The 22,245-nt window shown below is 61.3% G+C and carries 23 protein-coding genes; 11 read left to right on the forward strand and 12 right to left on the reverse strand.

Going from position 1 to position 22,245, the window contains the following annotated elements:
• Positions 1-7: 7 nt before the first annotated feature.
• From ACXYMS_RS13795 to ACXYMS_RS13815, 5 genes are all read left to right on the forward strand, one after another.
• The gene (locus ACXYMS_RS13795; protein ID WP_458907166.1) at positions 8-607 is read left to right on the forward strand and encodes a DUF4893 domain-containing protein; all 600 of its coding nucleotides are present in this window, start codon (positions 8-10) and stop codon (positions 605-607) included.
• Between the two features lie 39 nt (positions 608-646).
• Positions 647-1,183, forward strand: a complete 537-nt coding sequence (gene rimM, locus ACXYMS_RS13800; protein ID WP_458907168.1) for a ribosome maturation factor RimM — start codon at positions 647-649, stop codon at positions 1,181-1,183.
• Positions 1,183-1,872, forward strand: coding sequence for a tRNA (guanosine(37)-N1)-methyltransferase TrmD (gene trmD, locus ACXYMS_RS13805; protein ID WP_458907170.1), 690 nt, complete (start codon positions 1,183-1,185; stop codon positions 1,870-1,872). Before rimM ends, trmD begins: the two co-directional genes overlap by 1 nt.
• 305 nt (positions 1,873-2,177) lie before the next feature.
• Positions 2,178-2,738 carry a 50S ribosomal protein L19 gene (gene rplS, locus ACXYMS_RS13810; protein WP_458907172.1) on the forward strand — a complete coding sequence of 187 codons (561 nt, stop codon included), beginning with the start codon at positions 2,178-2,180 and terminating at the stop codon, positions 2,736-2,738.
• A 335-nt stretch (positions 2,739-3,073) separates the two neighbouring features.
• A complete protein-coding gene (locus ACXYMS_RS13815; protein WP_458907173.1) occupies positions 3,074-3,886 on the forward strand; it encodes an exodeoxyribonuclease III in 813 nt (270 codons plus the stop codon).
• On the opposite strand, the gene ACXYMS_RS13820 is transcribed toward ACXYMS_RS13815, so the two are convergent.
• The 3 genes from ACXYMS_RS13820 to ACXYMS_RS13830 form a co-directional block, all read right to left on the reverse strand.
• The gene (locus ACXYMS_RS13820) at positions 3,883-4,335 is read right to left on the reverse strand and encodes a Crp/Fnr family transcriptional regulator (RefSeq protein WP_458907175.1); all 453 of its coding nucleotides are present in this window, start codon (positions 4,333-4,335) and stop codon (positions 3,883-3,885) included. The genes ACXYMS_RS13815 and ACXYMS_RS13820 overlap by 4 nt on opposite strands.
• 110 nt (positions 4,336-4,445) lie before the next feature.
• On the reverse strand, positions 4,446-5,129 hold the full coding sequence (locus tag ACXYMS_RS13825; RefSeq protein WP_458907177.1) for a response regulator transcription factor: 684 nt from the start codon (positions 5,127-5,129) through the stop codon (positions 4,446-4,448).
• Positions 5,130-5,278: 149 nt separating this feature from the next.
• Complete coding sequence (locus tag ACXYMS_RS13830) at positions 5,279-5,953, reverse strand: YggS family pyridoxal phosphate-dependent enzyme (RefSeq protein ID WP_458907178.1); 675 nt, start codon at positions 5,951-5,953, stop codon at positions 5,279-5,281.
• Positions 5,954-6,088: 135 nt separating this feature from the next.
• Between ACXYMS_RS13830 and leuS the strand changes: the two genes are divergently transcribed.
• Together leuS and holA are read left to right on the forward strand one after the other, a co-directional pair.
• On the forward strand, positions 6,089-8,698 hold the full coding sequence (leuS, locus tag ACXYMS_RS13835) for a leucine--tRNA ligase (RefSeq protein WP_458907180.1): 2,610 nt from the start codon (positions 6,089-6,091) through the stop codon (positions 8,696-8,698).
• A 3-nt stretch (positions 8,699-8,701) separates the two neighbouring features.
• Complete coding sequence (gene holA, locus ACXYMS_RS13840) at positions 8,702-9,724, forward strand: DNA polymerase III subunit delta (RefSeq protein WP_458907182.1); 1,023 nt, start codon at positions 8,702-8,704, stop codon at positions 9,722-9,724.
• A 91-nt stretch (positions 9,725-9,815) separates the two neighbouring features.
• On the opposite strand, the gene ACXYMS_RS13845 is transcribed toward holA, so the two are convergent.
• The 8 genes from ACXYMS_RS13845 to hemE form a co-directional block, all read right to left on the reverse strand.
• Positions 9,816-10,691, reverse strand: a complete 876-nt coding sequence (locus ACXYMS_RS13845; RefSeq protein ID WP_458907184.1) for a ParB/RepB/Spo0J family partition protein — start codon at positions 10,689-10,691, stop codon at positions 9,816-9,818.
• Positions 10,692-10,700: 9 nt separating this feature from the next.
• Entirely contained in the window at positions 10,701-11,501 is an 801-nt protein-coding gene (locus tag ACXYMS_RS13850; protein WP_458907186.1) for a ParA family protein, read from the reverse strand.
• A gap of 18 nt (positions 11,502-11,519) precedes the next feature.
• Positions 11,520-12,167, reverse strand: a complete 648-nt coding sequence (rsmG, locus tag ACXYMS_RS13855) for a 16S rRNA (guanine(527)-N(7))-methyltransferase RsmG (RefSeq protein WP_458907188.1) — start codon at positions 12,165-12,167, stop codon at positions 11,520-11,522.
• The gene (gene mnmG, locus ACXYMS_RS13860; protein ID WP_458907190.1) at positions 12,167-14,029 is read right to left on the reverse strand and encodes a tRNA uridine-5-carboxymethylaminomethyl(34) synthesis enzyme MnmG; all 1,863 of its coding nucleotides are present in this window, start codon (positions 14,027-14,029) and stop codon (positions 12,167-12,169) included. The genes rsmG and mnmG overlap by 1 nt, the downstream gene beginning before the upstream one ends.
• 117 nt (positions 14,030-14,146) lie before the next feature.
• On the reverse strand, positions 14,147-15,439 hold the full coding sequence (gene mnmE / locus ACXYMS_RS13865) for a tRNA uridine-5-carboxymethylaminomethyl(34) synthesis GTPase MnmE (RefSeq protein ID WP_458907192.1): 1,293 nt from the start codon (positions 15,437-15,439) through the stop codon (positions 14,147-14,149).
• A 22-nt stretch (positions 15,440-15,461) separates the two neighbouring features.
• Positions 15,462-16,727 carry a transcription termination factor Rho gene (gene rho, locus ACXYMS_RS13870; protein ID WP_458907194.1) on the reverse strand — a complete coding sequence of 422 codons (1,266 nt, stop codon included), beginning with the start codon at positions 16,725-16,727 and terminating at the stop codon, positions 15,462-15,464.
• Between the two features lie 250 nt (positions 16,728-16,977).
• Positions 16,978-17,406 carry a protoporphyrinogen oxidase HemJ gene (hemJ, locus tag ACXYMS_RS13875; protein WP_458907195.1) on the reverse strand — a complete coding sequence of 143 codons (429 nt, stop codon included), beginning with the start codon at positions 17,404-17,406 and terminating at the stop codon, positions 16,978-16,980.
• A 29-nt stretch (positions 17,407-17,435) separates the two neighbouring features.
• Complete coding sequence (gene hemE / locus ACXYMS_RS13880) at positions 17,436-18,470, reverse strand: uroporphyrinogen decarboxylase (protein WP_458907197.1); 1,035 nt, start codon at positions 18,468-18,470, stop codon at positions 17,436-17,438.
• A gap of 441 nt (positions 18,471-18,911) precedes the next feature.
• Between hemE and ACXYMS_RS13885 the strand changes: the two genes are divergently transcribed.
• From ACXYMS_RS13885 to dnaQ, 4 genes are read left to right on the forward strand one after another with little or no spacing between them, the layout of a single operon-like run.
• Entirely contained in the window at positions 18,912-19,514 is a 603-nt protein-coding gene (locus tag ACXYMS_RS13885) for a Maf family protein (protein ID WP_458907199.1), read from the forward strand.
• 3 nt (positions 19,515-19,517) lie between these two features.
• Positions 19,518-20,348, forward strand: coding sequence for a shikimate dehydrogenase (locus tag ACXYMS_RS13890; RefSeq protein WP_458907200.1), 831 nt, complete (start codon positions 19,518-19,520; stop codon positions 20,346-20,348).
• Positions 20,349-20,350: 2 nt separating this feature from the next.
• Positions 20,351-20,944: a dephospho-CoA kinase gene (gene coaE, locus ACXYMS_RS13895; RefSeq protein WP_458907201.1), complete on the forward strand. Its 594-nt coding sequence runs from the start codon at positions 20,351-20,353 to the stop codon at positions 20,942-20,944.
• Entirely contained in the window at positions 20,944-21,654 is a 711-nt protein-coding gene (gene dnaQ, locus ACXYMS_RS13900; protein WP_458907202.1) for a DNA polymerase III subunit epsilon, read from the forward strand. Before coaE ends, dnaQ begins: the two co-directional genes overlap by 1 nt.
• Positions 21,655-21,720: 66 nt before the next feature.
• Here the strand turns inward: dnaQ and secB are convergent, their stop codons facing one another.
• A complete protein-coding gene (gene secB, locus ACXYMS_RS13905; RefSeq protein WP_458907204.1) occupies positions 21,721-22,239 on the reverse strand; it encodes a protein-export chaperone SecB in 519 nt (172 codons plus the stop codon).
• Positions 22,240-22,245: the final 6 nt, after the last annotated feature.

Below are 22,245 nucleotides of genomic sequence, written 5' to 3' on the forward strand. Positions count from 1 at the left end.
GTGTTCGGTGCTCTTGATTTCGCAGTTTCGCCGCCTGACCGTCCTGACCGCCGCTTTGGCCATGCTGCCCATGGTAATGCCACTGGCCTGCGAAGTGCCCAGCGACGCCTCTATCACTCAGTTCGACGGCGACCGCATGACCGGGTTCGATGCGGCCCGGACCCGGGGCATCGGAGAGGCCCTGCTGGCCGACAATGCGGAGGAGCGGGCCATTGTCGCAGGGCTCTTTGCCCCCGGAAACATGCCGATTTCCGCCATCCCGGATGGCCCTTACCGCTGCCGCACCATCAAATTGGGCGGGCTGCTGCCGCTGGTCAGCTATCCCTTCTTCGACTGCGCCATTTCGCACAATGGGAAAGTGATCGAGAAATTGTCCGGCTCGCAGCGCTTCAAGGGCCAGTTGCTGCCGACCAATGACGCGATTTTCTATTGGGGTGCCCTGCATTATGGCGACGAGCGACCCTTCGCCTATGAGGCCGACGCGGAGCGCAGCCAGGTCGGTTGCCTCTACAAGGTTGATGGCAAGCCGGTGCGCTACCGGCTGGAACTGCCCTTTCCGCGCTTTGAATCCACCCATGACGTCATCGAACTGGTTCCGGCGCGCTGACACTGGTAATGGACCCAGGACCAACTTGATGAACAGGCGATGACAGACACTTCCTCTCGCATTTTGATGGGCACGATTGGCGCAGCGCACGGCATCAAGGGCGAAGTGCGTATCGCCTCCCATACCCAGGATCCCGAGGCTATTGCCGATTACGGTCCGCTTGAGACCGACCGGCCCGGCCTCATCATCACCATCGAGGCCGCGCGCCTGCAAAAGACCGTGCTGATCGCCCGCATCAAGGGCGTGCGTGACCGCAATGCCGCCGAACAGCTCAATGGCGTGTCGCTGTTTATTGACCGCAGCCAATTGCCGGAAATCGAGGACGAGGACGATTTCTACCACGCCGACCTGATAGGGCTCGATGCACGGCTGGAAAGCGGCGTCTCGATCGGCGCGGTCAGCGCCCTTTTCGATCATGGCGCCGGTGACATAATGGAAGTGCGCGACCCGCGCTCTGGCGATACCTATCTCTACCCCTTCACCAAGGCCGTGGTCCCAAGCGTTCGCATTGCCGAGGGCTATCTCGTCATCGCCCCGCCGCTGGACGCCGATCCGGGCGAAGAAGAGCCCGACTGATGTTTTCCGCCGACATCATCACGCTGTTTCCCGAGCTGTTTCCGGGTCCTCTGGGTGCCTCGGTGCTGGGGCGTGGCCTCAATGACGGCCTCTGGTCCCTGAGGGCCACGCAATTGCGCGACTTTGCCACCGACAGACACCGCACCGTCGATGACACGCCCTCGGGCGGGGGCGCGGGCATGGTGCTGAAGCCCGATATTCTGGCCAGCGCCATCGACGCAATCGCGCCGGAAACCGACCCGCGTCCGCGCATCCTCATGTCGCCACGCGGCACGCCACTGAGCCAGGCCCGCGCCCATCAATTGGCGCAGGGCCCCGGCGCCATTATCGTCTGCGGGCGTTTCGAGGGTATCGACCAGCGCGTCATAGACGCCCGCCAGCTCGAGGAAATCTCCATAGGCGATTATGTGCTGGCCGGCGGCGAAGTGGCCGCCATGGTGCTGCTGGAGGCCGTGGTGCGGCTGATCCCCGGGGTTCTGGGGGCGCTGGACAGCCGGGACGAGGAAAGCTTCGAAAATGGCCTGCTCGAATATCCGCACTATACCCGGCCGCAGACCTTCGAAAAGCGCGAGATTCCTGCGGTACTGACCTCGGGCGATCACGGCAGGATCGCCAGATGGCGGCATGAACAGTCGCTGGAACTGACAAAGGCGCGGCGACCTGATTTGCTCAAGTCGAAGCGGGACTGAGATTTCACCACACCCTCTACGCCGTCCTCGGGCCCGACACCCGAGGACCAGTTCGAATGTGGGAGATGTGGCGAGCCCTCGGATCAAGTCCGAGGACGGCGCGGTGGTTGGGCGGAAACAGCCCAAAAACACTGGACTCTCCGGCAAAATTCCCCTATGAGCCGCCCATTCGCATGCAAGGCGTATCGGACCTGCCTGCGACAAGACCAAGAAGACTGCCCTTCCGTTACCAACCAAGACCGGATGACGGGGTCGAAAAGGCCCGCAAAGAGTCATCCCTATGAAAAGATCAGAACGGATCGAACATGAATATCATTGAACAGCTCAATGCCGAGCATGCCGCGGCGCTTGCCGCGACCCGCGAACTCCCCGAATTCACCCATGGCGATACCGTCAAGGTTTGGGTGAAGATCCGCGAAGGCGAAAAGGAACGCCTCCAGGCCTATGAAGGCGTCGTAATCGCGCTCAATGGCGGCGGCATCACCGCCAGCTTCACCGTGCGCAAGATTTCCTATGGTGAAGGCGTGGAACGCGTGTTCCCGCTGCACTCGCCCAATATCGCGTCGGTCGAAGTGATCAAGCGCGGCAAGGTCCGTCGCGCCAAGCTCTATTATCTGCGCGATCGTCGCGGCAAGTCGGCCCGTATTTTCGAATCGACCAATTCGCGCACCAAGAAGATCGAGGCGAGCGAACGCTCCGCAGCCATCGCTGCCAAGGAAGCCCGCGAAGCCGAAAAGATTGCTGCAGCCGAGGCCTTTGCCGCCGAACAGGCCGCCAAGGACGCTGAAGCCGCAGCCGCCGCTGCCGCCGCCGAGAAGGAAGCTGCCGCTGCCGCAGCAGCCGAAGGCGAAGCCAAGAGCGAATAAGCCGCTCGGCGCTATCGAATTGAAGAGCCCGGCCATCGTGCCGGGCTTTTTGTTTGATAGATTCACGTGGAACATTTGGCCGGTGAAACGCCGGTCCGCTCCCTTCGCCTTGCGGTGAGGGGCCGAGGTAGGGGACCGACCGCCCGGTACGCCCGCCCTGGCCACGAGCGTGTTTAGAACGCCCTCTCCGACCTCCCCCCGTCAAGGGGGAGTGGAGCCGGGTGATCGTTGAACTACTAAGACACCTGCTGACAGGTTTAGGCCATTTCCGGCTTTACCCTGCCCTGCCCTTGGCGATAAGTGACCCAGACCCCCCAGACTTACCCGGACGCCCCATGACCCATTCCGTCGTCACCTGGAACATCAATTCGGTTCGGCTGCGCCTGCCCATGGTGCTCGATTTCCTGGCGCAATATCAGCCCGATGTGCTGATGCTGCAGGAGATCAAGTGCACCAATGACCAGTTTCCGCGTAATGCCTTTATCGAGGCCGGCTATCCGCATATGGCCGTGCACGGGCAGAAGGGCTATCACGGCGTCGCTATTGTCTCGAAACTTCCGCTGACCGATGTGTCGAGCCGCGTTTTCTGCGAAATCCCCGAATCGCGCCATGTCTCGGCCCTGGTCGACCTGGGCCACGGGCCGTTCACCCTGCACAATTTCTACATACCCGCCGGCGGCGACGAGCCGGACCCCGAGATCAACCCCAAGTTCAAGCACAAGCTGGGATTTTTGGACGAACTCAAGACATGGTTTGGCGAGCCCGTGTTTCAGCGCGGCCATCTGATTGCCGGCGACTTCAACATCGCGCCGCATGAAAACGATGTGTGGAGTCACAAGCAACTCCTGAAGGTGGTAAGCCACACCCCGATCGAGACTGAAGCGCTCAACGCCCTGCTCTCGGGCGGCCATGGATGGGTAGATCTGGTGCGCAAGCACGTACCGCATGACACCAAGCTCTATTCCTGGTGGAGCTATCGCAGCGCTGACTGGAACAATGCCGACAAGGGCCGGCGGCTGGACCATATCTGGTCCACGCCCGATGTGGCCGAACGCTCGGTCGGCGCCGAAATCATCCGCCCGGCCCGCGGCTGGACCGACAAGCCATCCGACCATGTGCCGGTGATTGCGCGGTTCGTACGGCCTTAAGCGCCCTTCATGCGGCTCTTGAGCGGCTCCAAGGCGTGCATGTAGCGTCCGAGGTCTGCCTGGATGCGCTCGGCGGCGCGCTGCGCCAGTTCGGGATTTTGCCGCGCCAGTTTCATGAAGGCGGTGCGCGGCACGAACAGCAATTGGCAATCGGTGACGGCCGTGAAGGTCACCGGACGCGGCTTGTCGAGAATGAGCGCGGTGGGGGAGATGACGCTGCCGGGCTCGGAGAGCGCATAGGGCTTGCCCGCCTCGGCGCCCTCATGCCGGGCCTTGACCGTCCCCTCGATGAGCACGAAAGCGCCCTGTGGCACCTCGCCAGCCTTGTAGATGACGGCGTCGGCGTCAAAATGCTTGCGATCGCCGGCAAAGCCGAGCATGCGCAATTGTTCGTCGTCGCAGATGTCGAAGAAATCGGCCCGGGCCAGTACCCCGGCCGCATCGTCCATTCTCATGAGCCCCAGACCCGATGCGCCAACAATCGCCCGCAGGGCGCGGACGACACCTGCACTCAGCTATAAGTCAGTTCGGGGCGGAAATGAACGGGTTTGTCCCGATATCAGGGGACAAGCCGATAGCCGCCATCCTCGGTCACCAGCAGCCGCGCATTGGAGGGATCGCGTTCGATCTTCTGGCGCAACCGATAGATATGGGTTTCCAGCGTGTGGGTGGTGACGCGGTTATTATAGCCCCAGACTTCCTTCAGGAGAACATCGCGGGTGATGGTCTTGGGGCCTTGGCGATAGAGATACTTAAGGATGGACGTTTCCTTGTCCGTCAGGCGGACCTTGGTTCCGTCATTGGTCTCGAGGACCTTGGCCGCCGGCTGGAAGCTGTAATGGCCGATGGTGAAGACGGCGTCCTCGCTCTGGTCGCGCTGCCGAAGGGCCGCATTGATGCGGGCCAGCAGCACCGGATAACGAAAGGGCTTGGTGAGGTAGTCATTGGCCCCGGCTTCAAGGCCCTTGATCTCGTCAGCATCCGTGTCGTGGCCGGTCAGCATCAGCACCGGGCTCATAAAACCCTCCTGGCGCATCAACTTGACGGCCTCGCGACCATCCATGTCCGGCAGGCCGACATCGAGAATGGTGAGCTCGACATTATTCTCCCGCACCGCCTTGAGCGCGTCCTTGGCCGAGCCGGCCTGGAGAATGTCGAAATCAGGCTCTCCCTGGAGCTGTTCCACCAGGGTCTGGCGCAAGTCTGCGTCGTCGTCCACGACCAGGATGCGTCGCTTGTTCATTGTATTCTCCGGTCTTTTCCCCGCTGGATCGACCAAGGTCACACTATTGCGACCCGTTTTTGCCCAGCCAATCACAACGGCGTTATTCAAGCGCAAACAACGCGCAATCGGCGCAAAAAGTTGCATGGATGGACGGGCGAACGACCCGTCTAGCGGCGGCCGAACAGGGCCGAGCCCACCCGCACATGGGTAGCGCCCATGGCGATGGCGGTTTCAAAATCGCCGCTCATGCCCATGGAGAGCTTTTCCACCCCTGCCGCCCGGCCCAGCTCGGCCAGCATCGCAAAATAGGGGCCCGCCGGCTGGCCTTCAGGCGGAATGCACATCAGGCCCACGATATCGAGCCCGTGCTCTTCCCGGCAACGGCGCACGAAATCGGCGGCCTCGGCCACCGGAACCCCCGCCTTCTGCGCCTCGCCGCCGATATTGACCTGCACGAAGCAGGGCAGCCGCCTGTCCACCCGCGCCATTTCGGCGGCCAGTATGCCGGCCAGCTTGTCGCGATCCACCGTTTCGATGACATCGAACAGCGCCACGGCCTCGCGCGCCTTGTTGGTCTGGAGGGGTCCGATCAGGTGCAGGACGAGATCTGGATAACGCTCGCGCAGCGCCGGCCATTTTTCCTTGGCCTCCTGCACCCGGTTTTCCCCGAACACGCGCTGGCCGGCCTCGATAAACGGCTCGACAGCCTCGGCCGCGAAGGTTTTCGACACCGCCACCAACTCGACCTGTTGAGGCGGCGGCCCGAAGCGCCGCCGGGCCTTTTCCATGCGGGTGCTTATGTAGTCGAGGGCAGTTTGCGCGCCCGCATGTGTCTCAGCCATGTCCTGGCCCCGTTTCTGTTGACCTGACAGGGTATTTCTGGTGATGGTCCGGGTAGCCAAAATCCCTCGAAAACGCAAGCTGCGCCGCCCTTTGCGGCAGGCCATCTGCGTCAATCTTGCAAGGACGAGTATCCAGTGAGCGGCGAACGCTACAATCCGCGCGAAAGCGAACCGAAATGGCAGAAGGTCTGGGACGAAGCCGATAGCTTCGTCACCGCCAATGACGATCCGCGTGAACCCTATTACGTCCTTGAGATGTTCCCCTACCCCTCCGGCCGCATCCATATGGGCCATGTGCGCAATTATGCCATGGGCGACGTGGTGGCGCGCTATCACCGCGCCCGCGGCAAGAATGTGCTGCACCCCATGGGCTGGGACGCCTTTGGGCTTCCGGCCGAAAATGCCGCCATCGAGCGCAAGTCCCATCCGGGCAGCTGGACCCGCCAGAACATCGAGGCGATGAAGGCGCAATTGAAATCGATGGGCCTCTCCATCGATTGGAGCCGCGAAATCGCGACCTGCGAGCCCAGTTATTACCAGCATCAGCAATCCATGTTCATCGATATGCTCGAAGCCGGGCTCGTCACCCGCAAGAGTTCCAAGGTCAATTGGGACCCAGTCGACATGACGGTCCTGGCCAATGAGCAGGTGATCGACGGCAAGGGCTGGCGCTCGGGCGCCGTGGTCGAGCAGCGCGAACTGACCCAATGGTTCTTCAAGATCTCGGATTTTGCCGAAGACCTGCTGACCGCGCTCGACGGCCTGACCGATTGGCCGGAGAAAGTGCGCACCATGCAGCGCAACTGGATCGGCAAATCCGAAGGACTGCGGCTGCTGTTTGCCCTGGAGCCGAGCGAAAAGACCGATGTTACCAGCGTCGAGGTCTTTACCACCCGGCCCGACACCATTTTTGGCGCGTCCTTTATCGCGCTCTCCCCCGATCACCCCCTGACTGGCGAACTGGCGGCCGACAATCCGGCCTTGGCCGAGTTTGTTGCCGAGTTCCACCGCCAGGGCACTGCAACCGAAACGTTGGAAAAGGCCGAGAAAAAAGGCCTCGTCACCGGCCTGCGCGTCAAACACCCGGTCCTCGAGGGCCAGACCTTGCCCGTATATGTCGCCAATTTCGTGCTGATGGACTATGGCACCGGCGCCATTTTCGGTTGCCCGGCCCATGACCAGCGCGATTTGGATTTCGCGCGCAAATATGACCTGCCGGTCAAGCCCGTGGTCCTGCCGCCGGGCGCCGATCCGGCAAGCTTCACGGTGGATAATGATGCCTATGTTGACGCTGGCAACATCTTCAATTCGGGCTTCCTCGATGGGTTGTCTATTGATGACGCCAAGGCAAAGATTACCGCGCATTTCGGGGCCCTAAGCGTCGATGGGAAGCCTCAGGGCGTTGTAGAAGTGAATTATCGCCTGCGCGACTGGGGCATTTCACGCCAGCGCTATTGGGGTTGCCCCATTCCAGTGATCCATTGCGAGGTCTGCGGCACCATTCCCGTGCCCAAGAAAGACCTGCCGGTAGTGCTGCCGGACGATGTCAGCTTCGACAAGCCGGGCAATGCGCTCGATCACCATCCCACTTGGAAGCACGTCCACTGCCCGCAATGCGGCGCTTCAGCGCGGCGCGAAACCGACACCATGGATACCTTTGTCGATAGTTCCTGGTACTTCGCCCGCTTCACGGCGCCCCATGCCGACACGCCCACCATTCCGGAAGTCGCAAATCGCTGGCTGCCAGTGAACCAGTATATCGGCGGCGTCGAGCATGCGATCCTGCACCTGCTCTATTCGCGCTTTTTTACCCGCGCCATGAAGGCCACCGGCCATGTCGGGCTGGACGAGCCGTTCCAGGGCCTGTTCACCCAGGGCATGGTAACCCACGAGACCTATAAATCGGAAAAGGGCGAATGGGTGCCCCCGACCGATGTTGTGCTGGAAGCCAATGGCGATCTGCGTAGTGCCCGCCATGCCGTAAGCGGCGCCCCGATTGCCATCGGCTCGGTCGAAAAGATGAGCAAATCCAAGAAGAACGTGGTCGATCCCGATGAGATCGTCTCGGGTTATGGTGCCGACACCGCCCGCTGGTTCATGCTCTCCGATTCCCCCCCCGAGCGTGACGTGCAATGGACAGAATCAGGCGTCGAGGGCGCCAGCCGCTTTCAGCAGCGCGTCTGGCGTCTGGTCAATGAGACGGTCGAGATATCGAAACAATCTTCAGAGATTGTTGCAGAAAGCAGTGCTGATGCGACGGCACTGCGCAAGACTATCCACCGCGCCGTTCACGGTGTGGCGCAGGACATTGAGGGTCTGGGCTTCAACCGGGCCGTTGCGCGCATCTATGAGCTGACAAATGCCTTGGTAAAGGCCAAGGAGGGCCAGCCTGACGCCGCGCTTGCTGCAGCCCTCTCCGAAGGCGTCGAGAAGCTGGTGCAGTTGATCAGCCCGATGATGCCACATCTGGCTGAATCGTGCTGGGAAGTCCTTGGAAAACAAGGACTTGTTGTCGATGCCTTATGGCCGGAGGTTGATCCGGCGCTGTTGGTCGATGACGAAGTAACCCTGCCGATCCAGATCAATGGCAAACGCCGCGCTGAAATCACCGTGCCCAAGGGCAGGCCTGCGGCTGACGTCGAGGCGCTCGTCCTGGCGCTGGAGACCGTGCAGAAGGCCCTGGAGGGTAAGACACCCAAGAAGGTGGTTGTGGTGCAGGACCGCATCGTCAACCTGGTCGTCTAGGACATGACGGCGCTCAAGGCCCATGAGGTGGCGCGTTTTCTGGCGCGTCCCGATATCAGCGAGGGCATATTCCTCGCCTATGGGCCCGATGGCGGCCTGGTGCGCGAAACCGCGCAGCGGCTGATCCGTCATTTGAGCGGCGACGACCCGGCCTCGGCCAATATTACCGTGTTTGACGGGCCGGAACTCACGGCCGACCCGACACTTCTGCTGATTGAGGCCCGCTCCGGCTCGCTGTTTGGCGGCAAGCGCATCCTGCGGGTGCGCAATGCCACCAAGGCGCTGGTCATGCCGCTGACCGAGTTGCGCGACGATCCCGGCGGCACCGCCATCGTGCTGGAAGCTGACAATCTGCCGCCGCGCGACGCGCTTCGGGCGCTGGTGGAAGCCGCGAAACTGGGACGGTCCCTGCCCTGCTATGCCGACAGCGACGAAACCTTGATGGCGCTGATGCGCGAGAGCTTCAACCAGGCCGGCATCCGCACCGACAGCGATGTGGTGCCGACGCTCCGCGACATTCTGGGCAATGATCGCGAGGTCACCCGTCGAGAGATCGAGAAGCTCACGCTCTACGCTGCTTCCAGCAAGGTGCTTACGCGCGAGGACGTGCTGCTGCTCTGTGCCGACAATGGCGCCTTAGCCATTGATTCCATTCTTGATTCCACCGGCGGCGGGCATGCCGAAAAGCTCGAACTGGAGCTCAACCGGGCGCTGGCGGCCAATGTCAATCCGCAGCAATTGCTGGCCATGGTGACAAATCATTTCGCCAATCTGCGGCGCTGGCGCACCGAGGTGGATGGCGGAAAATCGCCGCGCGCGGTGCTGGACGGGCTCAAGCCCAAGGCGCATTTCTCGCGGATCGCCGCGCTGGAGCAGCAATTGCGCCTGTGGAGCGACATGGCCCTGGCCAGCGCGAATGAACGAATCCTGCAGGCTGTGTCGGACTCGCGGCGTCGACCGGCTCTGGCCGAGGCCGTTCTGCGCCGCACCACCCTGGCACTCTGCATGATGGCGGCCACACACTAAAGCCTGTTTCACTGGAAACACGACGTCCAGCAAATGGAAACCGCCCCGAAAACAAGAGGGTTTCACGTGGAACAAGTTTTATAACAAGGGCTTAGTTCGCACGCCCGGTGAGGCGAAGACAGATATCGTCCAGCTGTTCGAGCGTCTTGTAGCGGATTTCGATCTTGCCGCCGCGCTCGGAATGGTTGAGCGCCACGCTCAGTCCCAGCGCATCGGCAAGCCGCCGTTCCAGCGCCAGCGTGTCGGCATCGCGCTGCTCAACATCAACCACGGGCTTGCGCCGCGGCATGTCACGCTGCTGGCTGAGCGCCTCCGCCTCGCGCACGGACAGGCCCTTGTCGACGATCTGGCGGGCCAGGGCGGCGGGATCTTCCACCGTGATCAAAGTCCTCGCGTGACCGGCCGTCAGCGTGCCGCTGGCTACCATGCCGCGGACGTCTTCGGGCAGGCGCAACAGGCGCAGCGTATTGGCGACATGCGAGCGGGACTTGCCGATCACTTGGGCCAGATCCTGCTGGGTATAGTCAAACTGCTCGATCAGCTGGCCATAGCCCATGGCTTCTTCCAGCGGGTTGAGATCGGCGCGCTGCACGTTTTCGATAATGGCGAGCTCAAGCGCTTCCTTGTCATCGACCTCGCGGACAATGACCGGCACGTCATGCAACCCGGCCTTCTGTGCGGCTCGCCAGCGCCGTTCACCGGCAATTAGCTCGAAAATATTGGGATCATCGGTCGGTCGCACCAGGAGTGGCGACATCACGCCCTTCTCGCGGATCGAATTGGTCAGCTCTTCAAGCTGATCTGGGTCAAAGCTGCGGCGCGGATTGGCACGGTTGGCGATAATGAAATCGACAGGCAATTTTTTGCTGCCTGAGCCGGATTCGGTAACGCGCGCGCCTTCCATGGCCGCCATGTCGCCAATCAATGCCGCAAGGCCCCGCCCCAGTCGTGTCGGTTTGTCGGTCATTTTCGGCTCCTAGGCAGCGTTCAAACGCCGCTCGCGGCGGATGACTTCGGTGGCAAGACGCAGATAGGCCTGGCTTCCCGCACATTTGAGATCATAGAGCAAAGCCGGCTTGCCATAGGACGGCGCCTCGGACAGGCGGACATTGCGTGGAATAACGGTGTCGTAGACGAGATCGCCCATTTCGCTGCGCACATCATGCAAAACCTGCTCGCTCAGATTGTTGCGCTTGTCGAACATTGTCATCACCACGCCCTGGATAGAAAGGCGAGGGTTGAGAGTAGAGCGGATCTGCTCAATGGTCTGCAGCAACTGGCTGAGACCCTCAAGGGCGAAGAACTCGCATTGCAGCGGCACCAGCACGGCATCGGCGGCGACCAGCGAATTGACGGTGAGCAGGTTTAGGGAGGGAGGGCAATCGATCAGGATATAGCTGACCGGCTGATCGTTGATGCGCAATTCATCCATATGCTTGAACGCATTGCGCAATTTGAATGCACGATCAGCCTGGCCGGCAATGGTCAACTCGACGCCGAGGAGGTCCATGGTCGAGGGAACGATGGCCACATTCGGCACGCTGGTCATGATAGCAGCCTGTGGCACGCTGGCTTCGCCCACCAGAACGTCATAGGCGGAGACTTCGCGATCAGTGCGCGAAATCCCCAGGCCCGTAGACGCATTGCCCTGCGGGTCGAGATCGACGATCAATACGCGCTCGCCAATGGCCGCAAGCGCCGTCGCCAGGTTGATGGCCGTCGTGGTCTTGCCCACGCCGCCCTTCTGATTGGCCAAAGTCAATATCCGGGGTGCCAAATTGGCCTCCGTTTGCCGCTAACTCACAGATATTCCACGCAAATTCGCAATCTCAAGGATTACGCCGCCCGGATCGGTGTCACTGCTCGTTATTAACACGTCGTGATGCCATCGCACACTCGATTCCGACAGCTCTTCAACATGTTCCCGCCCTTTATGCAGCAGGGCGCGGGTATGAGGGCCGAAAAACGGCGCCATCCAGATGCAAAGCAGCGGCAAGGCGGCCAAGGCACGTGAGGTTATGACATGCGGGACGCCTGTTTCACGTGAATCAATTTCATCGCTACGACGGCCAATGACCACGACATTGAGCTTGAGTTCCCGTGCCACCGTGCGCAGAAAGCTGACTTTGCGTGCATTGGGCTCGATCAAAACGAAGCTCCGGTCACCGCCCTTGCTGCCGATCGCCATGGGCAAGGCCGGAAACCCACCGCCGCTGCCAAAGTCCAGGAACAGACGCTCCTGAGGGCGGGTCAGGGCAAGAATTTGCAGGCTATCGGCAAAATGGCGGGTCCAGACCTGCCCCAGTGTTTCACGTGAAACAAGATTCTGTACCGCCTGCCATTTCGCCAGCAGCTTGGCATAAGATTCCAAGTCAGCACCTACGGCATCCAACGGACGTGTAAAGTGCGCCGAATAGGGAGCGATGGCGGAAAAATCAGCCATTACCCGGCCTTGCGCTGGTCGCCGCGACGAATGACAGCGAGAAGCAAGGTGATGGCCGCTGGGGTCATGCTATCCATCGCCTGGGCCTGGGCAATGGTCTGCGGACGGTGGGCGGCCAGCTTCTGGCGCAGCTCCGTCGACAGGCCGGGGATGGCGGCATAGTCGAGATCGTCGGGAATACGGCGCTGCTCGTCACGCCGGACGCCCTCGATATCGGCCTTCTGGCGATCAAGATAGACCGCATACTGGGCGTCAATCTCTACCTGTTCCATGACAACGGGAGCTATGGAACCGAGTTCGGGCCACATTTTCACCAAGTCGGCCACGGCGATATCGGGATAGGAGAGCAATTCGAACGCTGAGCGGCGTTTGCCGTCCGCGTTGACGGCTATGCCAGCCTTGCGGGCCTCGGTGGGAGAAACCGAGAGGGTATCGAGCAGATTGCGGCTGTCGCGCAAGGCGTTGCCCTTATCGCGAAAGATCTCTGCGCGCGCCTCGCCCACCAGGCCCTTGTCTATAGCCATGGGCGTCAACCGTTGATCGGCATTATCGGCGCGCAGATGCAGGCGGAATTCAGCGCGCGAGGTAAACATGCGATAGGGTTCGCTGACCCCCCGCGTGACTAGGTCATCCACCATGACACCGAGATAGCTTTCGGTGCGCGAAAGGATCATCGGATCCGCGCCCTGGGCAGCAAGTGCCGCATTGGCGCCGGCCAGGAGACCTTGCGCACCGGCCTCTTCATAGCCGGTGGTGCCATTGATCTGTCCGGCCAGGTAAAGTCCTGGCTGCTTCTTCACTTCCAGCGTCGGCCGCAGCTCGCGCGGATCGACATAATCATATTCGATCGCATAGCCAGGCCGGATGATCTCGACATGTTCAAGACCCGGCATGGAGCGCAGGAAGGTTCCCTGCACTTCGGCCGGCAGAGAAGTGGACAAGCCGTTGGGATAGACGGTGCTATCATCCAGCCCTTCGGGTTCAAGGAAGATCTGGTGACTGTCCCGATCGGCAAAGCGCACCACCTTGTCCTCGATAGAAGGGCAGTAACGCGGGCCCCGCGAATGGATGCGGCCCGAATACATGGCGGAACGATGAAGGTTCTCGCTGATGATACGATGCGTCTCCGCCGTGGTGCGGGTGATATGGCAGGAAATCTGCGGCGTGGTGATGGAAGCCGTCAGGGCCGAGAACGGCTCCGGTGGCGTGTCGCCGGGCTGCTCCTCCAGCACCGAATAGTCGATGCTCTTGCCTTCGAGGCGGGCTGGTGTGCCGGTCTTGAGGCGGCCCAGCGCCAGACCCAGGCCTTCAAGGCGCGTGGAGAGGCCAAGCACCGGCTTCTCACCCAGGCGGCCGGCCGGGACGGTTTCTTCGCCACGATGAATGAGGCCGCGGAGGAAGGTGCCGGTCGTCAGAACCACGGCCCTTGTGCCGAACTGGCGACCATCGAGCAGGCGCACGCCGGAAATGACCCCATCTGTCACCTCAAGGTCGTCGACCTCACCCTCGATTACCTCGAGATTGGGCTGGGCTGCGATCGCCTCCTGCATGGCCTCGCGATAGAGCTTGCGGTCGGCCTGAACACGCGGTCCGCGCACGGCCGGCCCCTTGCGGCGATTGAGGACTCGGAACTGGATACCCGCAGCATCGGCCACGCGTCCCATCAGCCCATCCATAGCGTCGATCTCACGCACGAGGTGACCCTTGCCCAGCCCACCAATGGCCGGGTTGCAACTCATCTCGCCAATGGTGGCGAAGCGATGGGTGATCAGGGCTGTGGGGACACCAAGCCGGGCAGAGGCTGCGGCGGCTTCCGTCCCCGCGTGGCCGCCGCCGACGATGATGACGGCATAGTCAGTCATGGCTTTTCTCCAAGGCGCCTGACATAGGCCAATGTTTCACGTGAATCAATCGGCGAGTGAGCGCCAGCCGCCACAGGATGTTTCACGTGAATCAATCCATATTCTACACGGGGATGGTCACTTTCCGATGCAGAAGCTGGCAAAGAGCCTGTCCAGCACCCGCTCTGCGTCGAGCCGTCCGATCAGCCGCTCAAGCGAGGCCGAGGCGCGCCGCAACGATTCCGCTGCCAGTTCCCAATTGCCTAATGAATCACGGGTCTCTGCAAGTGCTGCAAGCGTGTTTTCCAGCGCGTGCCGGTCGCGCTCATGACTGACAAGGGTCGGCTCACCGCCAGCCAGCTCCTGTCCAAGCTCGCCCAGCTTTGTCACAAGGGCCTGAAGTCCATCCCCGTCGATGGTCGAGACCGAAAGATCCTGGCCATCCACCTGACCCAGATCGGACTTAGTACCGATGACCACCAGGCGGCCACTGGTGAGGGGCCGTTCGACATCCTCGATGTCCGGTGCCTTTAGCCACAGCACGATCTCGGCATTCCCAATGGCCTGTTCCGCACGACGAATGCCCTCGGCTTCCGCCCGGCTCTCCGTATCGCGCAGTCCCGCCAGATCCAGCAGAACAAAGAGTTGGCCCCCGATATCGAGCGGCACCTCCCGGACATCGCGGGTTGTGCCGGCTTCATCCGAAACAATGGCGATATCGGATCTGGCCAAAGCGTTAATCAGGCTGGACTTTCCTGCATTGGGCGCTCCGGCCAAAGCCACGCGAATGCCCTCGCGCACGATGCGGCCGCTATCCACCGAGGCCAGCGCCGCAGCGATGCAACTCTCCAGGTTTGAAAGCTGGTTTTGCCAATTCTCTGGCAAGTCCTCGGCCACATCCCCTTCATCGGAAAAGTCGAGACGGGCTTCAATCTCGGCCCTGAGGTCGAGCAGCTTGTCACGCCAGATATCGATCTCCGCCGTCAGCCGTCCGTCATAGCGGGCCAAGGCCTGTTGGCGCTGCTTTTCGGTGTCGGCACTGAGAAGGTCGCCCAGGCCCTCGATCTCCACCAGGTCGAGCTGGCCATTCTCGAAGGCGCGCCGGGTAAATTCGCCCGCCTCGGCCAGGCGCAGCCCGTGGCGCCGAAGGTCGGCCAAGATGGCTTTGACGCCGGCAGGGGAGCCATGCACCTGCAGTTCGGCGCAGTCCTCGCCAGTGAAACTGTTGGGACCAGGAAAATAGACGACGAGGCCCTGGTCGAGCCGCCGCTGCGCCCCGATATGGCGCAGCACCATGCGGCGTGGCTCTGGAACGCCCCCCGCCATCGTCTCCAGCGCGGCGCGCACCCCTGGACCAGACAGCCGGATGACAGCGACTCCGGCCGGCAGGGAGCCGGAGGAGAGCGCCATGATGGTGTCGCCCGCCCGCATTGCCCGGGTCCGCCTCGTCGGCTTAAGTATTCATCGAATCGAAGAAATCCGAATTGGTCTTGGTCTGCCGCACCTTGTCGGTCAGGAATTCCATCGCGTCGATCGTCCCCATCGGGTTGAGGATGCGGCGCAGGACGTACATCTTGCGCAGGATATCGGGCTCGACCAGCAGCTCTTCCTTGCGGGTGCCGGACTTGTTGATATCGATGGCCGGGAAGACGCGCTTGTCGGCGACCTTGCGATCGAGGACGATTTCCGAATTGCCGGTACCCTTGAACTCTTCGAAAATCACTTCGTCCATGCGTGAGCCGGTATCGATCAGCGCGGTCGAGATGATGGTCAGCGAGCCGCCATCCTCGATATTGCGCGCGGCGCCGAAGAAGCGCTTGGGACGCTGCAGGGCATTGGCATCCACGCCACCGGTCAGCACCTTGCCCGAGCTCGGTACCACGGTGTTGTAAGCGCGGCCGAGACGGGTGATGGAATCAAGCAGGATCACCACGTCGCGCTTGTGTTCGACCAGGCGCTTGGCCTTCTCGATCACCATCTCCGCAACCTGGACGTGGCGCGAGGCTGGTTCGTCAAAGGTGGAGGAAATGACCTCGCCGCGCACCGAGCGCTGCATGTCGGTCACTTCTTCCGGCCGCTCGTCAATAAGGAGGACGATCAGATAGCATTCGGGGTGATTGGTAGCGATTGATTGTGCAATATTCTGCAACAATACGGTTTTACCAGTGCGCGGCGGCGCAACAATCAACGCGCGCTGGCCTTTGCCGAGTGGCGCCACGAGATCGAGCAGGCGGGCCGAGCGATCCTTGACGGTCGGATCGGGCAACTCCAGGCGCAGCCGCTCTTCGGGATAGAGCGGGGTAAGATTGTCGAAATTGACCTTGTGGCGCACCGCCTCCGGATCTTCGAAATTGATGGTCGAAACCTTGAGCAGGGCGAAATAGCGCTCGCCTTCCTTGGGAGAGCGAATTTCGCCCTCGACCGTGTCGCCAGTACGAAGGCCGAAGCGGCGAATCTGGCTGGGACTGACATAGATGTCGTCCGGGCCCGGCAGGTAATTCGCATCGGGGGAGCGCAGGAAGCCGAACCCGTCGGGAAGCACTTCGACCACGCCTTCGCCGACAATATTGATGTCCTGAGCCGCCAGTTCCTTGAGTATGGCGAACATCAACTCTTGCTTGCGCATGGTCGATGCGTTCTCGACCTCGAGTTCCTCGGCGAAAGCCAAGAGTTCAGCCGGGGATTTGGCCTTGAGCTCACTGAGCTTGATATTCTGCATGTAGCGAAACGACCCTTGAGGGATATCGGTAAGACTGGGCAGTCAAATAAATCGGGGGAAGATCGGCATCGCGCAGCAACCGGGCGGTCGCGCAATCAGGGGATGCCTTGCCTTCATGTAACGTGATCCGGCTTCCGTTTCAAGGTTGATTCAAAATCCTCGTCTCCGATTCACGTGAAACCTTGGACCGATAGAGGCCGGATGCAGGATGTTGCGCCCACACCGGCAGCGAGGCCCGGCTGTCACCGGATCAGAACGGCTTCACGATCACAGCGATGACAATGACAATGGCGATCACAAAGGGAATTTCGTTGATGGCCCGATAGAACTTATGGCTCCTGGCATTCCGGTCCTCGGCAAAGGCCCGCAGCATCGAACCGTACCAGCCATGCACGCCGCTCAGCGCCAGCACCATCACGGCCTTGAGCCACATCCACCCCTGGGAAAAATCCACAATGCCGAAGCCGAAGGCGAGCCAGAGACCGAAAATCCAGGTGGCGACCATCGCCGGGGTGACAATGCCGCGATAGAGCCGCCGTTCCATGATCTTGAAGGTCTCGGCCTTTTCCGAACCCGGCGCAGACTCGGCGTGATAGACAAAAAGGCGCGGCAGATACATCATCCCCGCCATCCAGGCGATCACCGAGATGACATGCAGCGCCTTGACCCATTCATACATAACCTTGTCCTCGATATGCCGGCACGGCCTTAACCGTTCCTGACCAGTTCGATCAGCCGCTCGACATGAGCAATCGGGGTTTCGGGCACGATGCCATGTCCCAGATTGAAGATGTGCGGGCGATCCCGGAAGGCGGCAAGGACGGCTCTGACCTGATCTTCCATGGGTTTGCCGCCCACCACCAGCCGCAACGGGTCTAGATTGCCCTGCACGGGCAGGTCTGCCGGCAGATGATTGTGAACGAAATCGAGCGGCGTGGCGAAATCGATCCCCAGCGCATTGACGCCCGTCGCCTCCGCATAGCGCCGGAGATTACCGGCTGCGCCGCGCGGAAAACCGATTATGGGGGCATTGGGAATACGCTGGCGCAGACCTTCAACGATCCGGCGATTGGGCTCCATGACCTGGCGGGCAAAGGCGGAATCATCAAGATTCAGCGCCCAGCTTTCAAAGATCTGCACCACATCGGCACCCGCTTCGAGCTGCGCCGCGAGATAGTCGATCGAGGTATCCACCAGAATATCGATCAGCCTCTCGAAAGCCTCGGGATGTTCGAGCGCGAACTTGCGGGCCGTCCATTGATCCGGCGACCCTCGACCGTTCAGCATATAGGTGGCCACGGTCCAGGGCGCGCCACAGAAGCCGATCAGGGTTTTTTCCTGTGGCAGCATCGCCCGCAAGCGGCGCACGGTCTCCAGTACCGGTTGGAGGTGATCCATGGCCCGATCCCGATCCAGTGCTTCGATAGTCTTTTCGTCCAAAGCTTCGAGCAATGGACCTTCGCCGGTCGCAAAGCGAACGCTCTGTCCCAGGGCATCGGGAATGACCAGAATGTCGGAGAACAGGATCGCTGCGTCGAGATCAAAGCGCCGCAGCGGTTGCAGAGTCACCTCAACGGCCAGCTCAGGGGTATAGCAAAGCTCGAGAAAGTCCCGGGCCTTCGTGCGGAGCTCACGATATTCCGGAAGGTATCGACCGGCCTGCCGCATGATCCATACCGGCGGCCGTTCCTGACGCTTCCCGAGTACGGTCGCCAGCAGCGGTTTGTGCGTCACCGGGCTCATCGATTCATCCCTTCCAAAACCCTATAAAGAGTCTTTCTAGCTTCGCTTCTTTATCATTATGGCGGTGTTTAGCTGCAATTCAGCGTCCTCCACAATCAAGCCGGCGAGTGACACTTGCGCGCAGGGCATGGTTAAGGAACTGTGAATCAAGCGCGGGACAACAGCAGTTGCGCGCTCTGCCCAATAGATTAACGATAGGTTAATCCGGCTCGTCCCGAGTCAATGATTCGATTTAGGCTGTGGATGTTCCCGAGGATATCTCTCGGTCCCCCGCAAAGGCTTTTCCCCAGACCTTTCCATCCCCTTCCTGAAGCCCGCCATAAGTCAGCCTGTTAACGATTTGTTAGCCAGGTCGAACAAGTCTGGCTCTGGCCCAAACTTGCACGACCAAAACACAGCCCGGTCTTGAGCTGTGGATGACAGTGTGGAAAAACGTGTCTCATGCTCATCCTTGCTTCTACCAGTCCGACGCGCAAAGCCCTGCTGGACAAGGCCGGATTGCGTTTTTCAACCATGCCGGCGCAGATTGACGAGCGTGCCGCAGAATCCGAGGCGCTTGCCGCCGGTGGCGATGGACGCGACATTGCCCTGCTGCTGGCTCAACGCAAGGCGGAGACGGTGTCAGCCGGCCACAATGGTGATCTTGTGATCGGCGCCGACCAGACCCTGGCCCTGGGCCCCGAACTTTTGCACAAGCCCGCCTCGCGCCCGGAAGCGGCCGCACAACTCGATCATCTGCGCGGCAAGACCCATCGCCTGCATGCCGCCGTGACGCTGGTGCGCGACGGGGTTCTGCTCTGGTCCGATATCCAGACCGCGGAATTGACGATGCGCGATTTCACGGCCCAAGAGCGCGACCAAGTCCTCGACCTGGAAGGCACTGATATTCTAGGTTCGGTAGGCTCCTATCGCCTCGAAGGTCCGTCCATTCGCCTGTTTGAGAGAGTGACGGGTGATTACTTCACTATTCTGGGGCTGCCGCTCCTTCCCCTGCTCGCTGCTTTGCGCGATATCGCCCCCGAGCTTCTCCAGCCTCAGGACTGAGCATTGACCACCAAGGCCTTTGTCATCGGGCATCCCATTGCCCATTCGCGCTCGCCGCTTATCCACGGCAGCTGGCTGACCGAATACGGTCTGGATGGCAGCTACGAAGCCATCGATGTCGCGCCGGAGGATCTGCCAAGCTTTTTCACGCGGCTGCGCAGCGGAGAATTTGCCGGCGGCAATGTCACTATTCCCCACAAGGAAGCGGTGTTTGCGCTCTGCGACAGCGTCGACGATCTGGCGCGCATGATCGGGGCGGTCAATACGCTGGTCGTACGGGACGGCAAGGTGCATGGCACCAACACCGATTATCTCGGCTTTCTGGGCAATCTCGACGCCAATGCGTCCACTTGGTCCGATGGGCCCAATGACGCGCTGATCATTGGCGCAGGCGGCGCCGCAAGAGCAGTGCTGGTGGCGCTGCGCCGCCGCAATGGCGGCACGGTCCATGTGCTCAATCGTACTCTGGAAAATGCCCGGTCTCTGGTGGCCGAAATCGATGGCCCGTTCGAGGCCCATGGCTTCGAGGCCTTTGCCAAACTGGCGCCGAGCATCGGGCTGGTGGTCAATACCAGTTCCATCGGCATGCACGGCACCAGGTTCGACTGGCTCGACCTGAGCCTGCTGGCGCCCGCGACCCTGGTCACCGATATCGTCTATACGCCGCTCGAAACCCCGCTCCTCGCCGAGGCGCGGGCGCATGGCCTGCGCACCGTGGATGGACTGGGCATGCTCCTGCACCAGGCCGTGCCCGGCTTTGCCGCCTGGTTCGGCGTGACGCCGCAGGTGACGCCGCAACTGCGGGCACGCGTCGAAGCGACATTGGAGCACTGAGAATGCTCCGGATCGGCGTGACCGGCTCCATTGCCACGGGAAAGTCCACCCTGCTCAAGGCATTCGAGGCGGTCGGTGTGCCGGTCTTTTCGGCCGATGAGGCAGTCGCAAAACTCTATGAGGGCGTTGCCATTGCTCCTGTCGAAAAGCTGTTTCCCGGCGTGACGGTGAAGGGCGTGATCGACCGCTCCGAACTGTCGCGGCGCCTTGGTGCCGATCCCTCAGGGTTCAAGCGCCTTGAGGCAGTGGTGCACCCGCTGGTGCGCAGCGCTATTGCCGATTTTCTCGAAATGGCCGAGCGCGCAGGCAATGCGCTGGCCGCGGTCGAAGTGCCGCTGCTGTTCGAGAGCGGCTACGATTACGGGTTCGATGCCATCGCCGTCACCTTTTGTGAGGATGCCATCCAGCGGGAGCGCATTCTCGCCCGCCCCGGCATGAATGTGGAAAAGATGGAGAGCCTGCTTGCTCGCCAGATGCCACAGGCGGAAAAGAAGAAGCGGGCCACATGGCTCTTCGATACCGCGCAACCGCGCGACGTGATCGAAGCCCAAATTGCCGATCTGGTGGGCAGGATCAGGGCGAAACGGCAGGGTTGATGCTCAGGGAAATCGTGCTTGATACCGAAACCACGGGCCTGTCGCCGCAAGGCGGCGACCGGCTGGTGGAAATCGGCTGTGTGGAGCTGATCAACCACATTCCCACGGGCAAGAATTTCCACGTCTATATCAATCCCCAGCGCCCCATGCCTGAAGAGGCCTTTCGTGTTCACGGACTGAGCGAGGAATTCCTCTCTGACAAGCCTTTGTTCAGGGATGTGGTCGGCGACTTTCTCGAATTCATCGGGGACGCGACCCTGGTCATTCACAATGCCCCCTTCGACATGGGCTTTCTCAATCACCAGCTGGAAATTTCCGGCCGCAAGGCCTTGTCCAATCCGGTGATCGACACCGTCATGGTGGCCCGGCAGAAGCATCCCGGCGCAAGGGTGAGCCTGGATGCGCTCTGCAAGCATTACGGCATCGACAATTCCCGCCGGACGCTGCACGGCGCGCTGCTCGACAGCGAGATCCTGGCCGAAGTCTATCTCGAGCTGATCGGCGGCAAGCAGGTGAGCCTGGCGCTGGTGGCCGAGGTGGGGACGAACACCTCCGGCATGCATCATGTGCGCATCGCGGTGGCGCAGCGCCCTACCCCACTGCCGGTCCGCATCAGCCCCAGCGAGGCAGCGGCTCATGCCGCCTTTGTCGAGAAGATGGGCGATAGCGCCATCTGGACCAAATATGAAACGGTTGACGCAGCCCGATAGGTCCGGTGCAAAAATAAACAAAAACCCCGGCGCAAACCGGGGTTTTCATTAAGACGACGCGGCTGATCAGTTGGGCTTTGGCGTTTCGACGGCGTCGGCCGCGGCAGGCGCACCCTGCTGGGCGGCCAGCTTGGCGAGATTCTGCCGGTAAATGGCAGAAAAATCGACCGGTTCCATCATCAGCGGCGGGAAGCCGCCCTGCTGGGTGACGCTGGCCAGGACCTGGCGCGCAAACGGGAAGATCAGGCGGGGGCACTCGATCATCAGCAGGGGCGACAGCTGGGCCTCGGGCACGTTCTTCAAACGGAAAATGCCGCCATAGACCAATTCGACATTGAACAGCACGGTCTCTTCGCGATTGGCCTTGGCATTGAGCGTCAGCTCGATCGCGTAGATTTCCTCGCTCTGCTTTTTCACGCCCACCGAGATGGAGACGTTGAAGGCGGGGTTGGCGCCACCGCCGAGCAGGGTTCCCGGCGCACCGGGATTTTCAAAGGAGAGGTCACGGATATACTGACCCACAAGGTTCATGCTGGGCGCGGTGCCGGGCTGCGGCGCTGCCGCGCCCTGGGTATCGTCGGCCATTATCTG

It is taken from the genome of Devosia sp. CAU 1758, from assembly GCF_054482695.1.